This window comes from Streptomyces justiciae (assembly GCF_015163075.1).
GTDB lineage: Bacteria > Actinomycetota > Actinomycetes > Streptomycetales > Streptomycetaceae > Streptomyces > Streptomyces justiciae.
In genome coordinates this window covers 306,864-324,254 of record NZ_JADDXU010000008.1, presented here as the reverse complement: position 1 = coordinate 324,254, position 17,391 = coordinate 306,864, and the positions used below count along the sequence as shown (strand labels likewise).

The window sequence follows — 17,391 nt, the reverse complement described above, 5'->3', positions numbered from 1 at the left end:
CCGGCAAACCAGAACCACGCCCACCAAACCGGCGCAGACATACCAAGCGCCCCAGCGTCACACCACCCGGCGCCCCCGCACCCCGCCCCGCTACGACCCCAGGATCGACGCCAGGAACTCCCCGACCCACCCCAGCAACTCCCGCCCGACCAACGGCTTCCCGCCCACCTTCGCCGTCTTCGGGCGTGGCACCAGCACCTGGTGCACCGCCGGCTTGATGACCGTGCCCGGGTACAGCCGCTTGAGGCGCAGTTCCTGCGACTCCCGCAACTCCACCGGCGCGAAGCGGATGTTGGTGCCCTGGAGGACGATCTCGCCGACGCCGCACGCGCGGGCCAGCATGCGCAGGCCCGCCACCAGCAGCAGGTTCTCCACCGGCTCGGGCAACTTGCCGTAGCGGTCGACGAGTTCCTCCCGTACGGCCTTGATGTCCTCCTCGGTGTTGGCCGAGGCGATCGCGCGGTAGGCCTGCAACCGGAGCCGCTCACCCGGCGCGTAGTCGTGCGGGACGTGCGCGTCGACCGGGAGCTCGATCTTGACCTCCAGGGGCGGCTCCTCCTCGACACCGCCCTCCAGGGAGGCCCGGTAGTCCGCGACCGCCTCGCCGACCATGCGGACGTACAGGTCGAAGCCGACGCCCGCGATGTGGCCGGACTGCTCGCCGCCGAGGAGGTTGCCCGCGCCGCGGATCTCCAGGTCCTTCATGGCCACGTACATGCCCGCGCCCATCTCCGTGTGCTGGGCGATGGTGGCGAGACGCTCGTGGGCCGTCTCCGTCAGGGGCTTCTCCGGCGGGTAGAGGAAGTAGGCGTAGCCTCGCTCCCGGCCTCGGCCCACGCGTCCGCGCAGCTGGTGCAGTTGGGAGAGGCCGAAGTTGTCGCCGCGCTCCACGATCAGCGTGTTCGCGTTGGAGATGTCGATGCCGGATTCCACGATCGTCGTCGACACCAGGACGTCGAACTTCTTCTCCCAGAAGTCGACGACGACCTGTTCCAGCGCCGACTCCGACATCTGGCCGTGGGCCGTCGCGATCCGCGCCTCGGGGACGATCTCGCGCAGCCGGGCGGCCGCGCGGTCGATCGACTCCACCCGGTTGTGGATGTAGAAGACCTGGCCCTCGCGCAGCAGTTCACGGCGGATGGCCGCGCCGATCTGCTTCTCCTCGTACGGGCCGACGAAGGTGAGCACCGGGTGGCGCTCCTCCGGCGGGGTCGTGATCGTCGACATCTCGCGGATGCCGGTGACGGCCATCTCCAGGGTTCTGGGGATCGGGGTCGCGGACATGGTCAGGACGTCGACGTTCGCGCGGAGCTTCTTCAGCTGCTCCTTGTGCTCGACGCCGAAGCGCTGTTCCTCGTCGACGATGACCAGGCCCAGGTCCTTGAACTTGGTCTCGGAGGAGAACAGGCGGTGGGTGCCGATGACGACGTCCACCGCGCCTTCGCGCAGGCCCTCCAGGACCGCCTTCGCCTCGGTGTCCGTCTGGAAGCGCGACAACGCCCGTACGTTCACCGGGAATTGCGAGTAGCGCTCGGAGAAGGTGCCGAAGTGCTGCTGGACCAGGAGGGTCGTCGGGACGAGCACCGCGACCTGCTTGCCGTCCTGCACCGCCTTGAACGCGGCCCGCACCGCGATCTCCGTCTTGCCGTAGCCGACGTCGCCGCAGATCAGGCGGTCCATGGGGACCGACTTCTCCATGTCCTCCTTGACCTCGGCGATGGTGGTCAGCTGGTCCGGGGTCTCCGCGTACGGGAAGGCGTCCTCCAGCTCGCGCTGCCAGGGCGTGTCCGGGCCGAAGGTGTGGCCGGGGGCCGCCATGCGCGCGCTGTAGAGCCTGATCAGGTCGGCGGCGATCTCCTTGACGGCCTTCTTCGCGCGGGCCTTGGTCTTCGTCCAGTCGGCGCCGCCCAGGCGGTGGAGCGTCGGAGCCTCGCCGCCGACGTACTTGGTGATCTGCTCCAGCTGGTCCGTCGGGATGTAGAGGCGGTCGCCGGGCTGGCCGCGCTTGGCGGGGGCGTACTCGACGACGAGGTACTCGCGCGTGGCGCCCTGCACGGTCCGCTGGACCATCTCGATGTAGCGGCCCACGCCGTGCTGTTCGTGGACGATGTAGTCGCCCGTCTCCAGGGTGAGCGGGTCGATGGTCTTGCGGCGCCGGGCGGGCATCCGGGCGCCGTCCTTGCCGGCCGCCTTCTGGCCGGTCAGGTCGGTCTCGGTGAGGACGGCGAGCCGCAGCGCGGGGTGGACGAAGCCGTAGTCGATCGAGCCGCACGCCACGTGCACGACGGACGGGGAGATCTCCCCCAGCTCGCCCGTTTTTGAATCAGATGCAGCCAGGCGGGCCGCGATGCCTTCCCCGCCGAGCACCTCGACCGTGCGGGCGGCCGGGCCGTGGCCCTCGGTCACGAAGACCGTGCGCCAGCCCTCGGCGAGCCAGCCCTTGGTGTCCGCGAGGGCCTTGGCGGTGTCGCCGCGGTAGGTCTCGGGCGCGTGCATGCCGAGCTGGAGGGTGTCCGCCTCCAGCTCCAGGTCCGCGGCGAACGGCGACACCGACCACCACATCATGTCCAGCTCGCGCGCCCGGTCCCGGACGTCGGCGATGGACCACAGGGAGGCCGCGCCGACGTCGATCGGCGCATCGCCGCCGCCCGCGGTGGCCGCCCAGGAGGCCTGAAGGAACTCCTGCGAGGTCGCCACCAGGTCGGCGGCACGCGTGCGTACCCGCTCCGGATCGCACACGACGGCCATGGCGCCCTTCGGCAGCACGTCGAGCAGCAGCTCCATGTCGTCGACGAGGACCGGCGCGAGGGACTCCATGCCCTCCACCGCGATGCCCTCGGCGATCTTGCCGAGCAGCTCGCCGAGCTCGGGGTGCTCCTCGGCGAGGGCGGCGGCACGCGCGCGTACCTCGTCGGTGAGGAGCAGCTCGCGGCAGGGCGGGGCCCACAGGCCGTGCTCGGCGATCTCCAGGGAGCGCTGGTCGGCGACCTTGAAGTAGCGGATCTCCTCGACGTCGTCGCCCCAGAACTCGATGCGGAGGGGGTGCTCCTCGGTGGGCGGGAAGACGTCCAGGATGCCGCCGCGCACGGCGAACTCGCCGCGCTTCTCGACGAGCTCCACGCGCGCGTAGGCGGCGGCCGCGAGGGCTTCCACGATCGTGTTGAGGTCGGCGCTCTGGCCCGTGCGCAGGGCCACCGGCTCCAGGTCGCCGAGGCCCTTGACCTGCGGCTGGAGCACCGAACGGACGGGCGCCACGACCACCGACACCGGGCCGGTCTCGGGGTCGTCGGGGCGCGGGTGGGCCAGGCGGCGCAGGACGGCGAGGCGGCGGCCCACGGTGTCGCTGCGCGGGCTGAGCCGCTCGTGCGGCAGCGTCTCCCAGGAGGGGTACTCGACGACGCCTTCCGAGGGCAGCAGCGAGCGCAGGGCCGCCGCCAGGTCCTCCGCCTCGCGGCCCGTCGCCGTCACCGCCAGCACCGGGCGGCCGGCCTCGCGGGCCAGCGCGGCGATCGCGAAGGGGCGGGCCGCCGGGGGGCCGACCAGGTCGACGTGCATACGGTTGCCGTCCGCGGCCGCGGTGATCGCTTCCGCGAGGGCGGTGTCCTTGACTACGGCGTCGAGCAGACCGTGCAGGCTCATGGAGAGGCGCTTTCCGTCCTGGGAGTGGGCGACACGAGGGTGGGTGGGCAACGCGAAGGGCCCGACACGGTGACCGGCCGGGGGGTATCCAGCGTACGTCGGCGCGAGCGCGAGTGCCGGGGCTGTGGATAACCCTCGCGCACGCCCCAGCGCCTCCTGTGGACAACCGCACACACCAACGGGCCCGGCGCCGAGAAGTCCCCCGTGACTTCTCGGCGCCGGGCCCTGCTCCCCCGTACTCCCCCGTCGGCCGTGCCTACTCGGTGGCGATCGCGTTCAGGACGTTCATCCGTCCCGCCCGGAATGCCGGGATCAGCGCGGCGAACAGTCCCACGAAGGCCGATCCGACGAACACCCCGATGATCGTCGGCCACGGGATGTCGAGGACGTTCAGGCCCTCCAGGGCGAGCAGCTTCTGCGCGGTGGCGCCCCAGCCCATGCCAAGACCCAGGCCCAGCAGGGCGCCGAAGAGGGCGATGACCACCGACTCCATGCGGATCATCCGGCGCAGCTGCCGCCGCGAGAGGCCGATGGCCCGCATGAGGCCGATCTCCCGGGTCCGCTCGACCACGGACAGCGCCAGGGTGTTCACGACACCGAGGACCGCCACGATGATCGCCAGGGCCAGCAGGCCGTAGACCATGTTGAGCAGCTGGCCGATCTGGTCCTTCAGCTCCTGCTTGTAGTCGGTCTGGTCGCGCACCTGGTACTGCGGGTAGTCGTCCAGCGACTTCTTCAGGGCCGCGTAGGCCTGCGTCTCCTGGCCGTCCTTGGCCTTGGCGAACATGATCGTGTTCGGCGGGATCTGGTCGGCGGGGACGTACTGCTTCATCGTCGCGATGGAGAGGTAACGCGCCCCCTGGTCCAGCGCACTGTCGTCGTCGGTGATGGCCGCGACCTTGAGCTTCGCCGTCTTGCCACCCTTGAAGGCGACGCTGATGCTGTCGCCGACGTGGACGCCGTGGGCCTTGGCGTAGTCGGAGCCGACGGACATGGAGTCCTTGCCGTAGGCGGCGGAGAGGGTGCCCTCCGTCGTGGCGCGGCGCAGGTCCTGGGCGTACGTCGGGTCGGCCGCCGTCACCTGGGAGTCGTCCTTCTTGCCGTCGGGCGTGGTCAGGACCGCCTCGACCTCCTTGTAGGAGGTCACGTGGGCCAGGCCCGGGGTCTGCTCCATGGCCTTCTGGGCCTGCGGGACGATCCGCTGGTTGCCCTGGACGATGAAGTCCGCGCCGACCGACTTGTCGAGCTCGGCGGTGGCCGAGGCGACCATCGAGGAGCCGACCACCGACAGGCAGGCCACCAGGGCCAGGCCGATCATCAGGGCCGCGCCCGTGGCGCCCGTACGGCGGGGGTTGCGCAGGGCGTTGCGCTCGGCCATGCGGCCGACCGGGCCGAAGCCCCGCAGGATCAGCGCGCTGATCACTCGTACGACCCCGCCCGCCAGCAGCGGGCCGATGACGACGAAGCCGATCAGGGAGAGGACGACGCCTCCGGCCAGCAGCAGCGAGCCGTCCTTGGCCTTGTCGGCGGTGGCGGCGGCGTAGAGGGCGTACCCGCCGGCGCCCGTCAGGACGAGCCCGATCAGGCCGCGGACCCAGCCGGCCTTGCCGTCGGCCGGGGTGCCGGCGTCGCGCAGGGCGGCCATCGGGGAGACCTTGCCGGCCCGGCGGGCGGGCAGGTAGGCGGCGAGGACGGTGACGACGACGCCGAGGACCAGGCCGGCCACCGGGGTGGAGGCCTTGATGGTGAGGTCGTCGGTGGAGAGGTTCATGCCGGCCATGGCCATGAGCTTCATGAGGCCGATCGCGATGCCGACGCCGGCGCCGACGCCGAGGATCGAGCCGACGAAGCCGAGCAGCAGCGCCTCGACCAGCACGGAACGGTTGACCTGCTTGCGGGAGGAGCCGATGGCCCGCATCAGGCCGATCTCGCGGGTGCGCTGGGCGACCAGCATGGAGAAGGTGTTGATGATCAGGAAGATGCCGACCAGGAACGCGATCCCGGCGAAGCCGAGCATGGCGTACTTGATGACGTTCATGAACTCGCCGACGTCCTCGCGGTTCTCGTCGGCGTTCTCCTTGGCCGTCTGGATCTTGTACGAGCCGTCCAGGGCCTTGGTGACGTTCTGCTTGAGCTGGGCGTCGCTGACGCCGGAGGCGGCGGTGGCGAAGACCTGGGTGAAACGGCCCTCGGCGCCGAGGAGTTCACGCTGGGCGGTGGCGGTGTCGAAGTAGACGATCGCCGCGCCCGGGTTGGTGACCTTGAAGGTGGCGATGCCGACGATCCTCGCCTTGAAGTCACCGACGACGGAGATGGTGCGCAGTTCGTCGCCGATCTTCAGGTGGTGCTTGTCGGCGGTGTCCGCGTCGACCATGGTCTCGGTCGGCCCGCGCGGGGCGTGCCCGGAGGTGATCTCCATGGACCGCAGGTCGCCCTTGGTCCAGTTGCCCGCGATGGTGGGGGCACCGTTGGAGGACCCCATGTTCTTGTTCTCGTCGTTGACGACGGTCACGTTCATCGAACTGACGCCGCCCTCGGCGGACTTCACGCCGTCCGCCTTCGCGACCTGCTGGACGGTCGAGGCCGGCAGGGAGGCGGGCTTGCCGTTCTGCGGGGTGTCGTCGCTCTTGGCCTCCTTGGGGGAGACCGTGACGTCGGAGGCGGTGGTGGCGAAGAGCTTGTCGAACGTCGTGTTCATGGTGTCGGTGAACACCAGCGTGCCGCACACGAACGCCACCGACAGCAGCACCGCCACGGCCGAGAGGGCCATGCGCCCCTTGTGCGCGAAGAAGTTGCGCATCGAGGTCTTCATGACGGTCATGACGTGCGCCCCCGGGCGTCGAAGTCCTTCATGCGGTCCAGGACGGCCTCCGCGGTCGGCTTGTGCATCTCGTCGACGATCCGGCCGTCGGCCAGGTACAGCACACGGTCGGCGTAGGAGGCGGCCACCGGGTCGTGGGTGACCATGACGATGGTCTGGCCGAGCTCGTCCACGGAACGCCGCAGGAAGCCCAGTACCTCGGCGCCCGCGCGTGAGTCGAGGTTTCCGGTCGGCTCGTCACCGAAGATGATCTCCGGCCGGGCGGCCAGCGCCCGGGCCACGGCGACGCGCTGCTGCTGGCCGCCGGAGAGCTGGGTGGGCCGGTGCTTGAGCCGCGAGGACAGGCCGACCGTGTCCACGACCCGCGCCAGCCACTGCTTGTCGGGCTTGCGGCCCGCGATGTCCATGGGCAGCGTGATGTTCTCGAGCGCATTAAGTGTGGGCAGCAGGTTGAACGCCTGGAAGATGAAGCCGATCCGGTCCCGGCGCAGCTGCGTGAGCTTCTTGTCCTTCAGCCCGGTGATCTCGGTGTCGTCCAGGTAGATCTGGCCGCTGCTGACGGTGTCGAGCCCGGCGAGGCAGTGCATGAGCGTGGACTTGCCGGACCCCGAGGGGCCCATGATCGCGGTGAACTGGCCGCGTGCGATGTCCACGTCCACGTGGTCGAGGGCGACGACACGGGTCTCGCCGGACCCGTATGCCTTCACGACCTGCCGCGCCCGCGCGGCAACGGCCGTAGTCCCTCCAGTGCCCCCGTGCCTGGTGATGGTCACAGCCGATGTCACGGTATGTCTCCTATGTCGGTCAGCGAACGAGTCATGTGTGCTGCTGAGCGGTGCTGCGTTCTGCGGTGCCCGCGTTCTGGTTACGTCGTTGAGTCTGCTGCTCGCCGGGGGTCCGGCGCGCTGGTGCCCAGCGCAGTCTTTTGCTGGGGAAAACCCCACCCCCGGCCCTGCGGTCCGCCGCCCCGACCCCCTCCTGAGCGGCGTAAAGCCAGGTTAAGGACGGGCCATGGGCCCTCTCGTCCTCCAGCGGGACGAACCCTCCCCGAGCCGTAGTACGGAGGGACCCCTAGGGGCAGTCCACCCCCGGGTGGAGCCGATCTCGGGGTCCGCTCCACCCTTCAGCGCGATCAGCCTGCACCCTGCCGCGACGTGAGGGTCAAGTGAGAGGCTGTCCCGCGGCAGATAGATGCAAGGGGAAAGGATCTTTGGTGGACCAGGGGGACACGGACATACAGCCCGCCGCGACGGACGCGAACCCGGGCGGCTCGCACCGGCGCGGTGCCGTCGTGGCCGCGCTGATGCTCGCGATGGCGCTGGCCGCACTGGACGCCACGATCGTCTCGACGGCCGTCCCGCAGATCGTCGGCGACCTGGGCGGCTTCTCCGTCTTCTCGTGGCTGTTCTCGGGCTATCTGCTGGCCGTGACGGTGACACTGCCCGTCTACGGCAAGCTGTCCGACACCTTCGGCCGCAAGCCGGTGCTGGTCGCGGGCGCGGCCCTCTTCCTGGCCGGCTCCCTGCTGTGCGCGCTCGCCTGGAACATGGCCGCGCTCATCGCGTTCCGCGTGGTGCAGGGCCTGGGCGGCGGCGCGCTCCAGGGCACCGTCCAGACCCTGGCCGCCGACCTGTACCCGCTGAAGGAACGTCCGAAGATCCAGTCGAAGCTCTCCACGGTGTGGGCGGTGTCGGCGGTGGCCGGACCCGGCGTGGGCGGCCTCCTGGCGGCCTACGCGGACTGGCGCTGGATCTTCCTGGTGAACCTGCCGATCGGCGCGGTGGCGCTGTGGCTGATCGTGCGCCACCTGCACGAGCCGGAGCGCGCCTCCGGCGTGCGCCCGCGCATCGACTGGGCGGGCGCGCTGGCCGTGTTCGCCTGCGGGGGCGTGCTGTTGACGGCGCTGGTGCAGGGCGGGGTGGCCTGGCCGTGGCTGTCGGCGCCCTCACTGGGCCTGTTCGGTACGGGACTCGCGCTGGTGGCGGTCGTGGTGGCCGTGGAGCGCAGGGCGGCCGAGCCGATCATCCCGGGGTGGGTGTGGCGGCGCCGTACGATCGCCGCGGTGAACCTGGCGCTGGGCGCGCTGGGGCTGCTGATGGTGGCGCCTTCGGTGTTCCTGCCGACGTATGCCCAGTCGGTGCTGGGCCTGGCGCCGGTGGCCGCCGGATTCGCGCTGTCCGTCTGGACGTTGACCTGGCCGGTGTCGGCCGCGCTGAGCCAGCACGTGTACCGGAGGATCGGTTTCCGCAACACCGCGATGCTCGGCATCGGGACGGCCGCGCTGGTGCTGTTCGCGTTCCCCTTCCTGCCGTACCCGGGCCAGGCCTGGCAGCCGACGGTGCTGATGCTGGTCCTCGGTGCCGCCCTGGGGCTGTTCCAACTGCCCCTGATCGTCGGGGTGCAGTCGACGGTGGGCTGGGCCGAGCGCGGTACGACGACGGCCTCGGTGCTGTTCTGCCGGCAGATCGGGCAGACCTTCGGCGCCGCGCTGTTCGGGGCGGTCGCCAACGGGGTGCTGGCCGCCCGGCTCGGCGGGGCGGGCGATCTCGACTCCGTCACGCGCGCGTTGGACGCCGGTACGGCCCCCGAGACGACCCGGCGGGCCATCGCGGACGCCGTCCACGCCGTGTACCTGGGGGCGTCGTGCGCGGCGGCGCTGGCGTTCCTGGTGCTGCTGTTCCTGGCGCCGCGGAAATTCCCGGTGATCGCGGACTGAGTCTGCGTAAGGTGCCGCCCATGACAGGGCTGAGACTGGAGCGGCTGCGGGCGGACCACGCGGAGGCGCTGCTGGCGTTCGAGCGGGAGAACCGGGAGTACTTCACCCGCTCGATCTCGGACCGCGGGGACGCCTACTTCGCGGACTTCGCCGGGATTCACCGCGCGCGGCTGGCCGAACAGGACGCCGGGATCTGTCACTTCCACGTCGTGCTGGACGCCTCCGGCGCCCTGATCGGCCGCGTGAACCTGATCGACGTCGAGGACGGCTGCGCCGAACTGGGCTATCGCGTGGCCGAGAAGGCGGCGGGCCGCGGGGTGGCGACGGCGGCGGTGGCGCTGGTGTGCCGGACGGCGGGGACGTCGTACGGGCTGACCTCCCTGAAGGCCGTCACCACGCTCGACAACCTGGCCTCCCGCACGGTCCTCGAACGCAACGCCTTCACGGTCGTCGAGGAGACCGTCGTCGCCGGCCGCCCGGGGATCCGGTTCCACCGCGACCTCGTCGCCGCGAACCACCGTCCGTAGCGCTCGTTCAACCCGTCGTAGCGCTGACGGTCGTTCAAAAATCTGAGTTAATCCGGGTAACACCCGAGGTCAGCGAAGTAAGCGCATACCGACCAATCAGTTTGGTGAAAAGCTCGCAACCGTCGGCTACCTACGAGTAGCGTGCGTGGCTCCGCTCGCCCCACCCCCCAACTCCCTGCGGTCCGCACCGCACCGGACCCGAGCCGCGCAAGGAGCCACCGGGATGTCACACGACCCGTACGCGTCCCCGTACCCGTCCCCGCCGCCGACCCACCCGGCGCACGCCACCTACCCCTGGCAGCCGCCCCTCGACGACGAACCGGCGGCAGCCCGCCGCCGCCCGCGCCGTCCCGCCCTCGGCCACCACAGCGACCTGCGCGTCCTGCGCGGCGCGTACCGCCGGCAGCGGCGCGTCGCGACGCTCACCGCGCTCGGCTACTTCACCCTCTTCCTGATCCTGTCCGCGTGCGCGCCGTCCCTCATGACGAGCGACGTCACCGACGGACTGCCCACCGGCCTGCTGCTCGCCCTGCTCCAACTCCCCGTCACCTGGCTGGCGATCACCCTGTACGAGCACACCGCGCGCGTGTACGTCGATCCCGTCGCCGACCGCATCCGCAGACAGGCCGCCGTCGACGCCAAGAGGGAGGGCAGGTCATGACCGGCTTCAGCGCCTCCGCGCAGTCGATGTCCTTGGTGGCGTTCTCGGCGGTGGCCACCATCACGCTGCTGCTGTGCGTGATGACCGGCCCCGACCGCGACGACCTCGACGAGTTCTACACCGGCTATGGCTCCCTCTCCCCCATGCGCAACGGCCTCGCCATCGCGGGCGACTACATCTCCGCAGCGACCGTCCTCGGCACCGGCGGAGTGATCGCCCTGTGCGGCTACGACGGCGTCGTCCTCGCCCTCAGCACCGCCCTGTCGCTGATGCTGCTGATGTTCCTGCTGGCCGAACCCCTGCGCAACGCGGGCCGGTTCACCATGGGCGACGCGCTGGCCCGCCGGATGCCGGGACGCGCGGTACGGATCGCCGCGAGCGCCGTCACCCTCGCCGCCCTCCTGCCGCTGATGCTGGTCCAGCTCGCGGGCACCGGACAGCTGCTGGCGTTCATCCTCGGCTTCTCCGGCGACTCCCTGAAGACGGGCTGCATCCTCGGCCTCGGCGTGCTGATGATCAGTTACGCGGCGATCGGCGGCATGAAGGGCACCGCCCTCATCCAGATCCTGAAGATGGTGATGCTGCTGGGTTCCGGCGCCGTGGTCGCCGTACTGATCCTCCAGCGCTACGACTGGAATCCCGGCGCGCTGTTCGACGCGGCCGCCGCGCAGAGCGGCGTGGGACCGGCGTTCCTGCACTCGGGACTCCAGTTCGCGGGCGGTCCCGCACCCCGCCTCGACATGATCGTCTCGCAGCTGACGGTGGTCGTCGGCGGGGCCTGCCTCCCGCACGTCACCATGCGCATGTACACCGCGAACAGCGCCCGCGCGGTCCGCCGTTCGATGTCCTGGGCGGTGTCGTCGGTGGTGCTGTTCGTGCTCGTCATCACCGTCGTCGGATTCGGCGCCACGGCGCTGATCGGACGCGCGGTGATCGCGGAGGCGGACCCGCAGGGCAACACGGCCTATCTGCTGGCCTCCCGCGCGGCCTTCGGCGCCGAGGTCTCCACTGCCGAGACGCTGCTGTTCACCACCGTCACCACCGCGATCTTCCTCACCCTGCTGGCCTCGGTCGCCGGCATGATCCTCGCCTGCGCCAACTCCCTCGCCCACGACGTGTTCGCAGGCCACGCGCGCGAGATGACGGCACGCCGCGAGATGACCCTCGCGCGCGTGTCCGCGCTCGCCGTGGGCGTCCCGGCGATCCTGCTGGCCACCCTCGTCCAGCACCGCAGCCTCCAGCCCCTGGTGACCCTGTCGTTCTGCCTGGGCGCCTCCGCGATCGCCCCCGCCCTCGTCTACGGCCTCTTCTGGCGCCGCTACACCCGAACCGGCCTGCTCTGCACACTGATCGGCGGCTCGCTGGTGGTCCTGCTGCTGATGCCGGGCACCAACCTCGTCTCCGGCTCGCCCGTGTCGGCGTTCCCGGAGAGCGACTTCAACTGGTTCCCGTTCACCACGACCGGCCTCGTCTCCATCCCGGCCGGCTTCGCCTTCGGCTGGCTGGGCACCGTCGTCTCCGGCCACCGCAGGTCGGAGGAGCAGCGACGGCAGTACGAGGCCGTGGAGGGGTGGATCCTGGCGGGGGCGGTGCGGCGCGGGGAGTAGAGGTCCGGGGGATTCTCACCGGGTCCTTCTCCGAGGGATGTCACAGAGCCGGTCGCTGTCTCGTCCAGAGGGTGCAGAGCAACCTCGACCTGGGAGTGGACGATGAACCTCGCGCTGTGGATCGCCACCGGACTGCTCGCCGCGGTGGCCCTGGCCGGCGGCATCAGCAAGACCTTCATCCCGAAGGACACCCTGGCCGCGCACAACGGCGGCGGCTGGACCGCCGACCGGAGCGTCACCTTCGTCAGGACGCTCGGCCTCGTCGAACTCCTCGCCGCGGCCGGCCTGATCCTTCCCGCGGCCGTCGGCGTCGCACCGGTACTCGTACCGGTGACCGCCGTCTGCTGGACCCTGCTCATGATCGGCGCGATGATCACCCACGGCCGGCGGGGCGAGATGGCCTTCGTACCGCTGAACCTGGTCTACCTCCTGCTGGCCGTGGTCGTCGCGTGGGGCCGCTTCGGCCCCGGGTCCTTCACGGGCTGACCGGCGACGCGGAGGGGCCCCGGCCCGGTGGCGGACGCGTGGGCGGTCGCTCGGGAGGCGCGGGGGCGCGGGGGTGTCGGGGCTACTCCGCCGGTGCCCGGCCCGTCAGCGTCGTGAGGCTGTTGCGTACGAGGTCCATGTGGGCGCGTACGTCGTCCCAGCGCTCCCCGTGCTCGCGCAGCACCCGCTCCGTCTCGCGCGCGATGCGGTCCTCCCGCAGCCGCGCCTCGGCGAGGATCTCGGCGGCCCGGGCCCGCGCCTCCTCCTGGCGGCGGCGGGTGGCGGCCTCCGCGTCGGCGAACGCCTGCTTCGCCTCGGACAGCGCGGCCTCCGCGCGGGCGACCTGCTCGGCGTGCAGCGCGTCCAGCGCCGCGGCGCGCTCGGTCTCCGCGCGCTCGGCCTCGGCCCAGCGCTCGGCGTGTTCCCTGGCCTGCTCGGCGAGCATGCCGGTGGTGCGCTGCCGTACTTCGCGCAACGCCTCGAGCGCCTCCGTGCGCCCCTCTTTCACTTCGCGCCGGGCGGCGATACGGATCTCGTCGGCCTCGGCGCGCGCCGCGAGCAGGCGCTGGCGGGCGCGCTCCTCCGCCTCGGCGCGCACGGCGTCGGCGCGCGCCTGTGCCGCGTCGCGCACGCCGTTCGCGCGCTCCTGCGCCGCCTCCGCGAGGCGCTGCGCCTCCTGACGCGCGCCGTCGCGCAAGGCTGCCGCCTCCTCCTGGCCGAGCTGGAAGATCCGGCGCGCACGCTCCCCGAGCGTGTCGTACGACTGCGGCGCGAGCCGCGCGACCGTCCCGCGCAGCGCCTCCAGCTCCGCCTCCATCTCCTTGGCGAGCACGGTGAGACGGGCGGCACGCTCCCAGGAGGCGTCACGATCCTGCGAGAGCGCCGCGGCGTACGCGTCGACCTGGTCGGGACGGTAGCCGCGCCCCCGTACGACCACGAAGCCGTGGGACGAAACAGGTGTGCCGCTCATCCTGGAACCCCTCTCCATCAAAAGGACGCAAAATGATGATTTCGCGCACATCTTGATGTATCAGGCAGAACAGTGCATAACGCGACACTCCGCACAGAGGTCACGGCCGTCCCCCGATGGGCGGGGGTACGGCCGTGTCCCGTACCGGTGACCGCGGGCCCGTAGGCCCGCGGGTTCAGCCCCAGGTGGTGCCGGCCGGCTCCTTGATGGTGGTGTTGATGCGGTTGAACAGGTTCGTCAGCGAGATGACGAGGATCAGCCCGGACAGCTCCTTCTCGTCGAAGTGGTCCGCCACCTCGTCCCACAGCTCGTCCGGCACCGACTCGTGCGAACGGTCCGCGAGCCGCGTCATCACCTCGGTCAGCTGCAGCGCCGCCCGCTCGGCGTCGCTGTAGTAGGGCGCCTCACGCCACGCGACGACACTCGCGATGCGCTCCTCGCTCGTCCCCGCCTTCCGCAGGTTGTGGACGTGCCCGTACACACACGCGCCGCACCCGTTGATCTGACTCGCCCTCAACCCCACGATCTCCGCGAGCTCCTGCGGCAGCCCACTGTCGTTGACCGCCTGGAAGATCGTGCCGATGCCCTTCAGCGCACCGGGGAGCACATACGCGGGGTTCGTCATCCGAGCCTTCATGTCCTGCCTCCTGAGACAAGTGGTGAGCCGCCGCCCACTGCTGTGAGCCGCTTTCACTGCACTGACGGAGCGCGGAGGGAAGGTGTGACAGGTCGGCGGAAGATTCTTTCGACAGGCTCCTGGACGACGAGGAGGCGGGTCCGGTCACCAAGACCGGACCCGCCTCCTGTTCACATCACCACGTCACCCACGCGGGCGGGCCCTACAGCAGCCCGTCCCACATCTGCTCGAGCAGCACCGACCACCAGCTCTCCGGCGAACCCAGCGCCGCCGGGTCCAGGGAGGCCAGCTGCGCCTGGAAGTCGACGGTCCAACGGCCCGCCTGCTCCTGGTTCAGCCCGAACCTGAGCCGCCACATCCGACCCAGCAACGCCAGGCACCGCTGGAACTCGGGCAGCCCCGTGTTCACGAACTGCGGCGGCACGGGCGCCCCACCGGGCCCCGCCTCCACCGGCACGGCCACGATGTTCGCCGTCCCGTACTGCACACAGATCGCCCGGCCGAAGTCACTGCCCATCACCAGGTACGACCCCGCGTCCGCGGCCGGCTGCACCCCGCGCTCCTGCGCCAGCTCCGCCAGCGTCGGCACGGGCCGGCCCGGCTGGGCCTGCGCCCAGAAGAAGGGACCCATGTCCATCGGCAGCCCCGCCGCGACCAGCGAGTGCGCCACCATCGGCGGCACCCCCTGCCGGGACACCGCGGCCTGCTCGAACCGGAAGATCCCCGGCCCGAACGCCCCCGCCAGCTCCTGCGCCACACCCTCCGGCGGAATCGGCGGCGCCGCCTGCACCGGCGGCAGCGGCGCGCGCACCGGCCCCGGCCGCGCCGGCCCGTCCGCCACCTGGTGCAACTCGCCCTGGTGCGCCAGCAACTGCTGCATCCCCTGCTGCCGGCTCGCGTGGTCCGTGCCGTACGGCGCGATGCTCGCGAGCCGCGCCTGCGGCCACTGCTCCCGGATCATCCGCGCGCAGTACGCGCCCGGTAGCTCACACGACTCCAACTCCGTGTGCAGCTCCAGCACCTGGTCCGGCGGGATGTTCATCGCCCGCAGCTCGTGGAAGATCTGCCACTCCGGGTGCGGCGTACCGGGCGCCGAACGCCGGATCAGCTGCTGCTCCGACCCGTCCTGCGCGCGGTAGCGCAACACGGCCTGGTAACCCGGGCCGACGATCGGCTGCCCCTGCTGCGGGTATCCGTACGCCGGCGCCTGACCGGGCACGGGCTGCCCCGGCGGCGGTACGGCACCGGGCGGCATCCCACCGGGAGGCGGCACCGCCCCGGGAGGCACCGCGCCGGGTGCCATCGGCTGAGGGGCGCCCGGCGCCATGCCGGGGGCGCCCGGAACACCGGGGGCGCCGGGCATGCCGGGTGCACCCGGGGCTTGCGGCGGCGGAGGCGCGCCGGGGCCGCCGACCGGCGGCGCGGCCAGCATGGTCTCCGCCTGGTGAACCGCGCCTCCCGCGCCCCCGGCAGAGCCCTGCGCGCCGGGCACGCCAGGCACACCCGGGGCGCCAGGAGGCTGCGGTGCGCCGGGGGCGCCCGGGGCACCGGGGGCGTGTGGTGCGCCAGGGGGGTGCGGTGCGCCCTGACCGCCAGGCGCGGCCCCGACGCCGGGGGCGCCAGGAACTCCCGGAGCGCCCGGCGCGTGCGGTGCACCCGGGGCGCCCGGAGGAGACTGCGCGCCCGGCGCACCGGGCACGCCAGGGGCGCCCGGTGGCTGCGGCGCGCCCCCACCCGGGCCCATACGCCCCGGGTCGGCCAGCATCGTCGCGGCGTGGTGCATGCCGCCCGGAGGCGTACCGCCGGGCGGGTTCGGCGCACCCGGCGGCTGAGGGGCGCCCGGCGGAGTCGGCGCGCCGGGCCCCGCCGGCACACCCTCAGGACCGTCGGGCCCGAGCGCGGACACGAGCTGCGTCGGCACATACCCACCGGCCGCCGCACCCGGCGTACCAGGCGCACCCGGCGCGGGCGGAGGCGTACCGCCCGGCCGCGCGCCCGGCGCCCCCGGGGCACCCGGCGGCGGAGGCGGCGTCGCACCCCCACGCGCACGGCGCGGCGGAGGCGCCGCCTTGCTGGTCGCGGCGTCGGCGATGTCCCCGGCATTCGGCGCGAGCGGCCGCTCGGGCGCGCCACCAGGCCCGCCGGCGCCCACAGGAGGCTGAGGCGCACCCGCCACACCCCCCGGCCCCTGCGGATAGCCATAAGAAGGAGCACCCGGAACAGGCGGCGGCGTACTGCCCTGCGGCGCACCCGGCGCGGGCACAGGCGGAGCACCCGGAGGGGGCGTACCCGGCGCTCCCGCACCCTGCGGATACCCGTACGCCGCACCACCCGGCACAGCCCCAGGCGCACCCGGCGGCACCGCACCACCCGGCGCAGGCGTACTCCCCACCGGCGCACCCGGCACACCCTGCGCCCCAGGCGCACCCGGCACCCCGAGCGCCCCGTGCCCACCAGGAACCCCCGGCGCACTCGAACCACCAGGCGCCGGCGCACCCGCAGACGCACCCGGCGCATTCGGATCGTCGAGCGCCGGCGCGAGCGCCGTCGGCGGAAGCTGGCTACCGCCCGACATGAGCGCGGTCTTGGCGTCCGGCGGCGTCGCGGGCGGCGGAGTGTCGTCGTCGGTACCGCTCAGCGGCGGCGCGAACACGGTCGCGGGCAACGGCACCGAACGGTCGTCGCCCGCATCGGCGTTGGTGTCGGTCCCGGCCCACGGAGTCGCCCCGGCAGGCACACCAGGCGCCCCCGGCGCATTCGACGCAGCGGGCGCCCCCGGCGCACCCCCCGCCGAAGCCGCACCCGAACCGGCACTGGCACCCGCACCGGCACCGGCACCGGCACCAGACCCCACGGCCCCGTTCCCCGACCCGACCGGCACCCCGGCCTGCGTCTCAGGCAACGCCGAAGAACCAGCACCGCCACCGGTCGCGGCCCCCCGCCGATCCGGAATCCCCAGCTGATCCGCCGCCTCCTGCAACCACTCCGGCGGCGTCAGAAGGAACGACGTCTGATTGAGATCCACCCGAGCCGCAGGCGCCGGCGCGGCCGCGTCCTCCGCAGCGCGCCCGTACTCCTCCTCGTACCGGCGGATCACCTCACCCACCGGCAGCGCCGGCCACAACGTGGCCTCCCCGCTGTCCCGGGCCAGCACCAGCCGCTGCGCGCCGCCGTCCGAACGCGGACCGTCCGCACGGTCCTCCGCCCACACCACGAACCCGAGCTCGAACTCCCGCACCCGCACCTCACGATGCTGATACGAGGGAACGTCCCCGTTGATCCACTCTTCCGCGCGCTCCTGCGCCTGCGCGAACGTCACCATCGGTC

At 72.1% G+C, this 17,391-nt stretch carries 11 protein-coding genes; 5 read left to right on the top strand and 6 right to left on the bottom strand.

Annotation, left to right across the window (positions count from 1 at the left end):
• Positions 1 to 90 precede the first annotated feature (90 nt).
• The 3 genes from mfd to IQ210_RS23775 form a co-directional block, all read right to left on the bottom strand.
• A complete protein-coding gene (gene mfd, locus IQ210_RS23785) occupies positions 91 to 3,639 on the bottom strand; it encodes a transcription-repair coupling factor (protein ID WP_194081108.1) in 3,549 nt (1,182 codons plus the stop codon).
• A 256-nt stretch (positions 3,640 to 3,895) separates the two neighbouring features.
• Complete coding sequence (locus IQ210_RS23780; protein ID WP_194081107.1) at positions 3,896 to 6,460, bottom strand: ABC transporter permease; 2,565 nt, start codon at positions 6,458 to 6,460, stop codon at positions 3,896 to 3,898.
• The gene (locus tag IQ210_RS23775) at positions 6,457 to 7,245 is read right to left on the bottom strand and encodes an ABC transporter ATP-binding protein (protein WP_194081106.1); all 789 of its coding nucleotides are present in this window, start codon (positions 7,243 to 7,245) and stop codon (positions 6,457 to 6,459) included. Before IQ210_RS23775 ends, IQ210_RS23780 begins: the two co-directional genes overlap by 4 nt.
• A gap of 428 nt (positions 7,246 to 7,673) precedes the next feature.
• Between IQ210_RS23775 and IQ210_RS23770 the strand changes: the two genes are divergently transcribed.
• The 5 genes from IQ210_RS23770 (at position 7,674) to IQ210_RS23750 (ending at position 12,457) form a co-directional block, all read left to right on the top strand.
• Positions 7,674 to 9,176: an MFS transporter gene (locus IQ210_RS23770; RefSeq protein WP_407699718.1), complete on the top strand. Its 1,503-nt coding sequence runs from the start codon at positions 7,674 to 7,676 to the stop codon at positions 9,174 to 9,176.
• Between the two features lie 20 nt (positions 9,177 to 9,196).
• Positions 9,197 to 9,703 (top strand): GNAT family N-acetyltransferase, encoded by a 507-nt coding sequence (locus tag IQ210_RS23765; protein ID WP_194081105.1) that lies wholly within the window; start codon positions 9,197 to 9,199, stop codon positions 9,701 to 9,703.
• Between the two features lie 223 nt (positions 9,704 to 9,926).
• Positions 9,927 to 10,364 (top strand): DUF485 domain-containing protein, encoded by a 438-nt coding sequence (locus IQ210_RS23760; protein WP_194081104.1) that lies wholly within the window; start codon positions 9,927 to 9,929, stop codon positions 10,362 to 10,364.
• A complete protein-coding gene (locus IQ210_RS23755; RefSeq protein WP_194081103.1) occupies positions 10,361 to 11,971 on the top strand; it encodes a sodium/solute symporter in 1,611 nt (536 codons plus the stop codon). Before IQ210_RS23760 ends, IQ210_RS23755 begins: the two co-directional genes overlap by 4 nt.
• A 102-nt stretch (positions 11,972 to 12,073) precedes the next feature.
• Positions 12,074 to 12,457: a DoxX family protein gene (locus IQ210_RS23750; RefSeq protein WP_194081102.1), complete on the top strand. Its 384-nt coding sequence runs from the start codon at positions 12,074 to 12,076 to the stop codon at positions 12,455 to 12,457.
• Between the two features lie 82 nt (positions 12,458 to 12,539).
• Here IQ210_RS23750 and IQ210_RS23745 read toward each other — a convergent pair whose 3' ends face one another.
• The 3 genes from IQ210_RS23745 to IQ210_RS23735 form a co-directional block, all read right to left on the bottom strand.
• The gene (locus tag IQ210_RS23745; RefSeq protein WP_194081101.1) at positions 12,540 to 13,427 is read right to left on the bottom strand and encodes a coiled-coil domain-containing protein; all 888 of its coding nucleotides are present in this window, start codon (positions 13,425 to 13,427) and stop codon (positions 12,540 to 12,542) included.
• Between the two features lie 175 nt (positions 13,428 to 13,602).
• Positions 13,603 to 14,064, bottom strand: coding sequence for a carboxymuconolactone decarboxylase family protein (locus tag IQ210_RS23740; protein ID WP_194081100.1), 462 nt, complete (start codon positions 14,062 to 14,064; stop codon positions 13,603 to 13,605).
• A 202-nt stretch (positions 14,065 to 14,266) separates the two neighbouring features.
• The gene (locus IQ210_RS23735) at positions 14,267 to 17,386 is read right to left on the bottom strand and encodes an SUKH-4 family immunity protein (RefSeq protein WP_194081099.1); all 3,120 of its coding nucleotides are present in this window, start codon (positions 17,384 to 17,386) and stop codon (positions 14,267 to 14,269) included.
• Positions 17,387 to 17,391 lie beyond the last annotated feature (5 nt).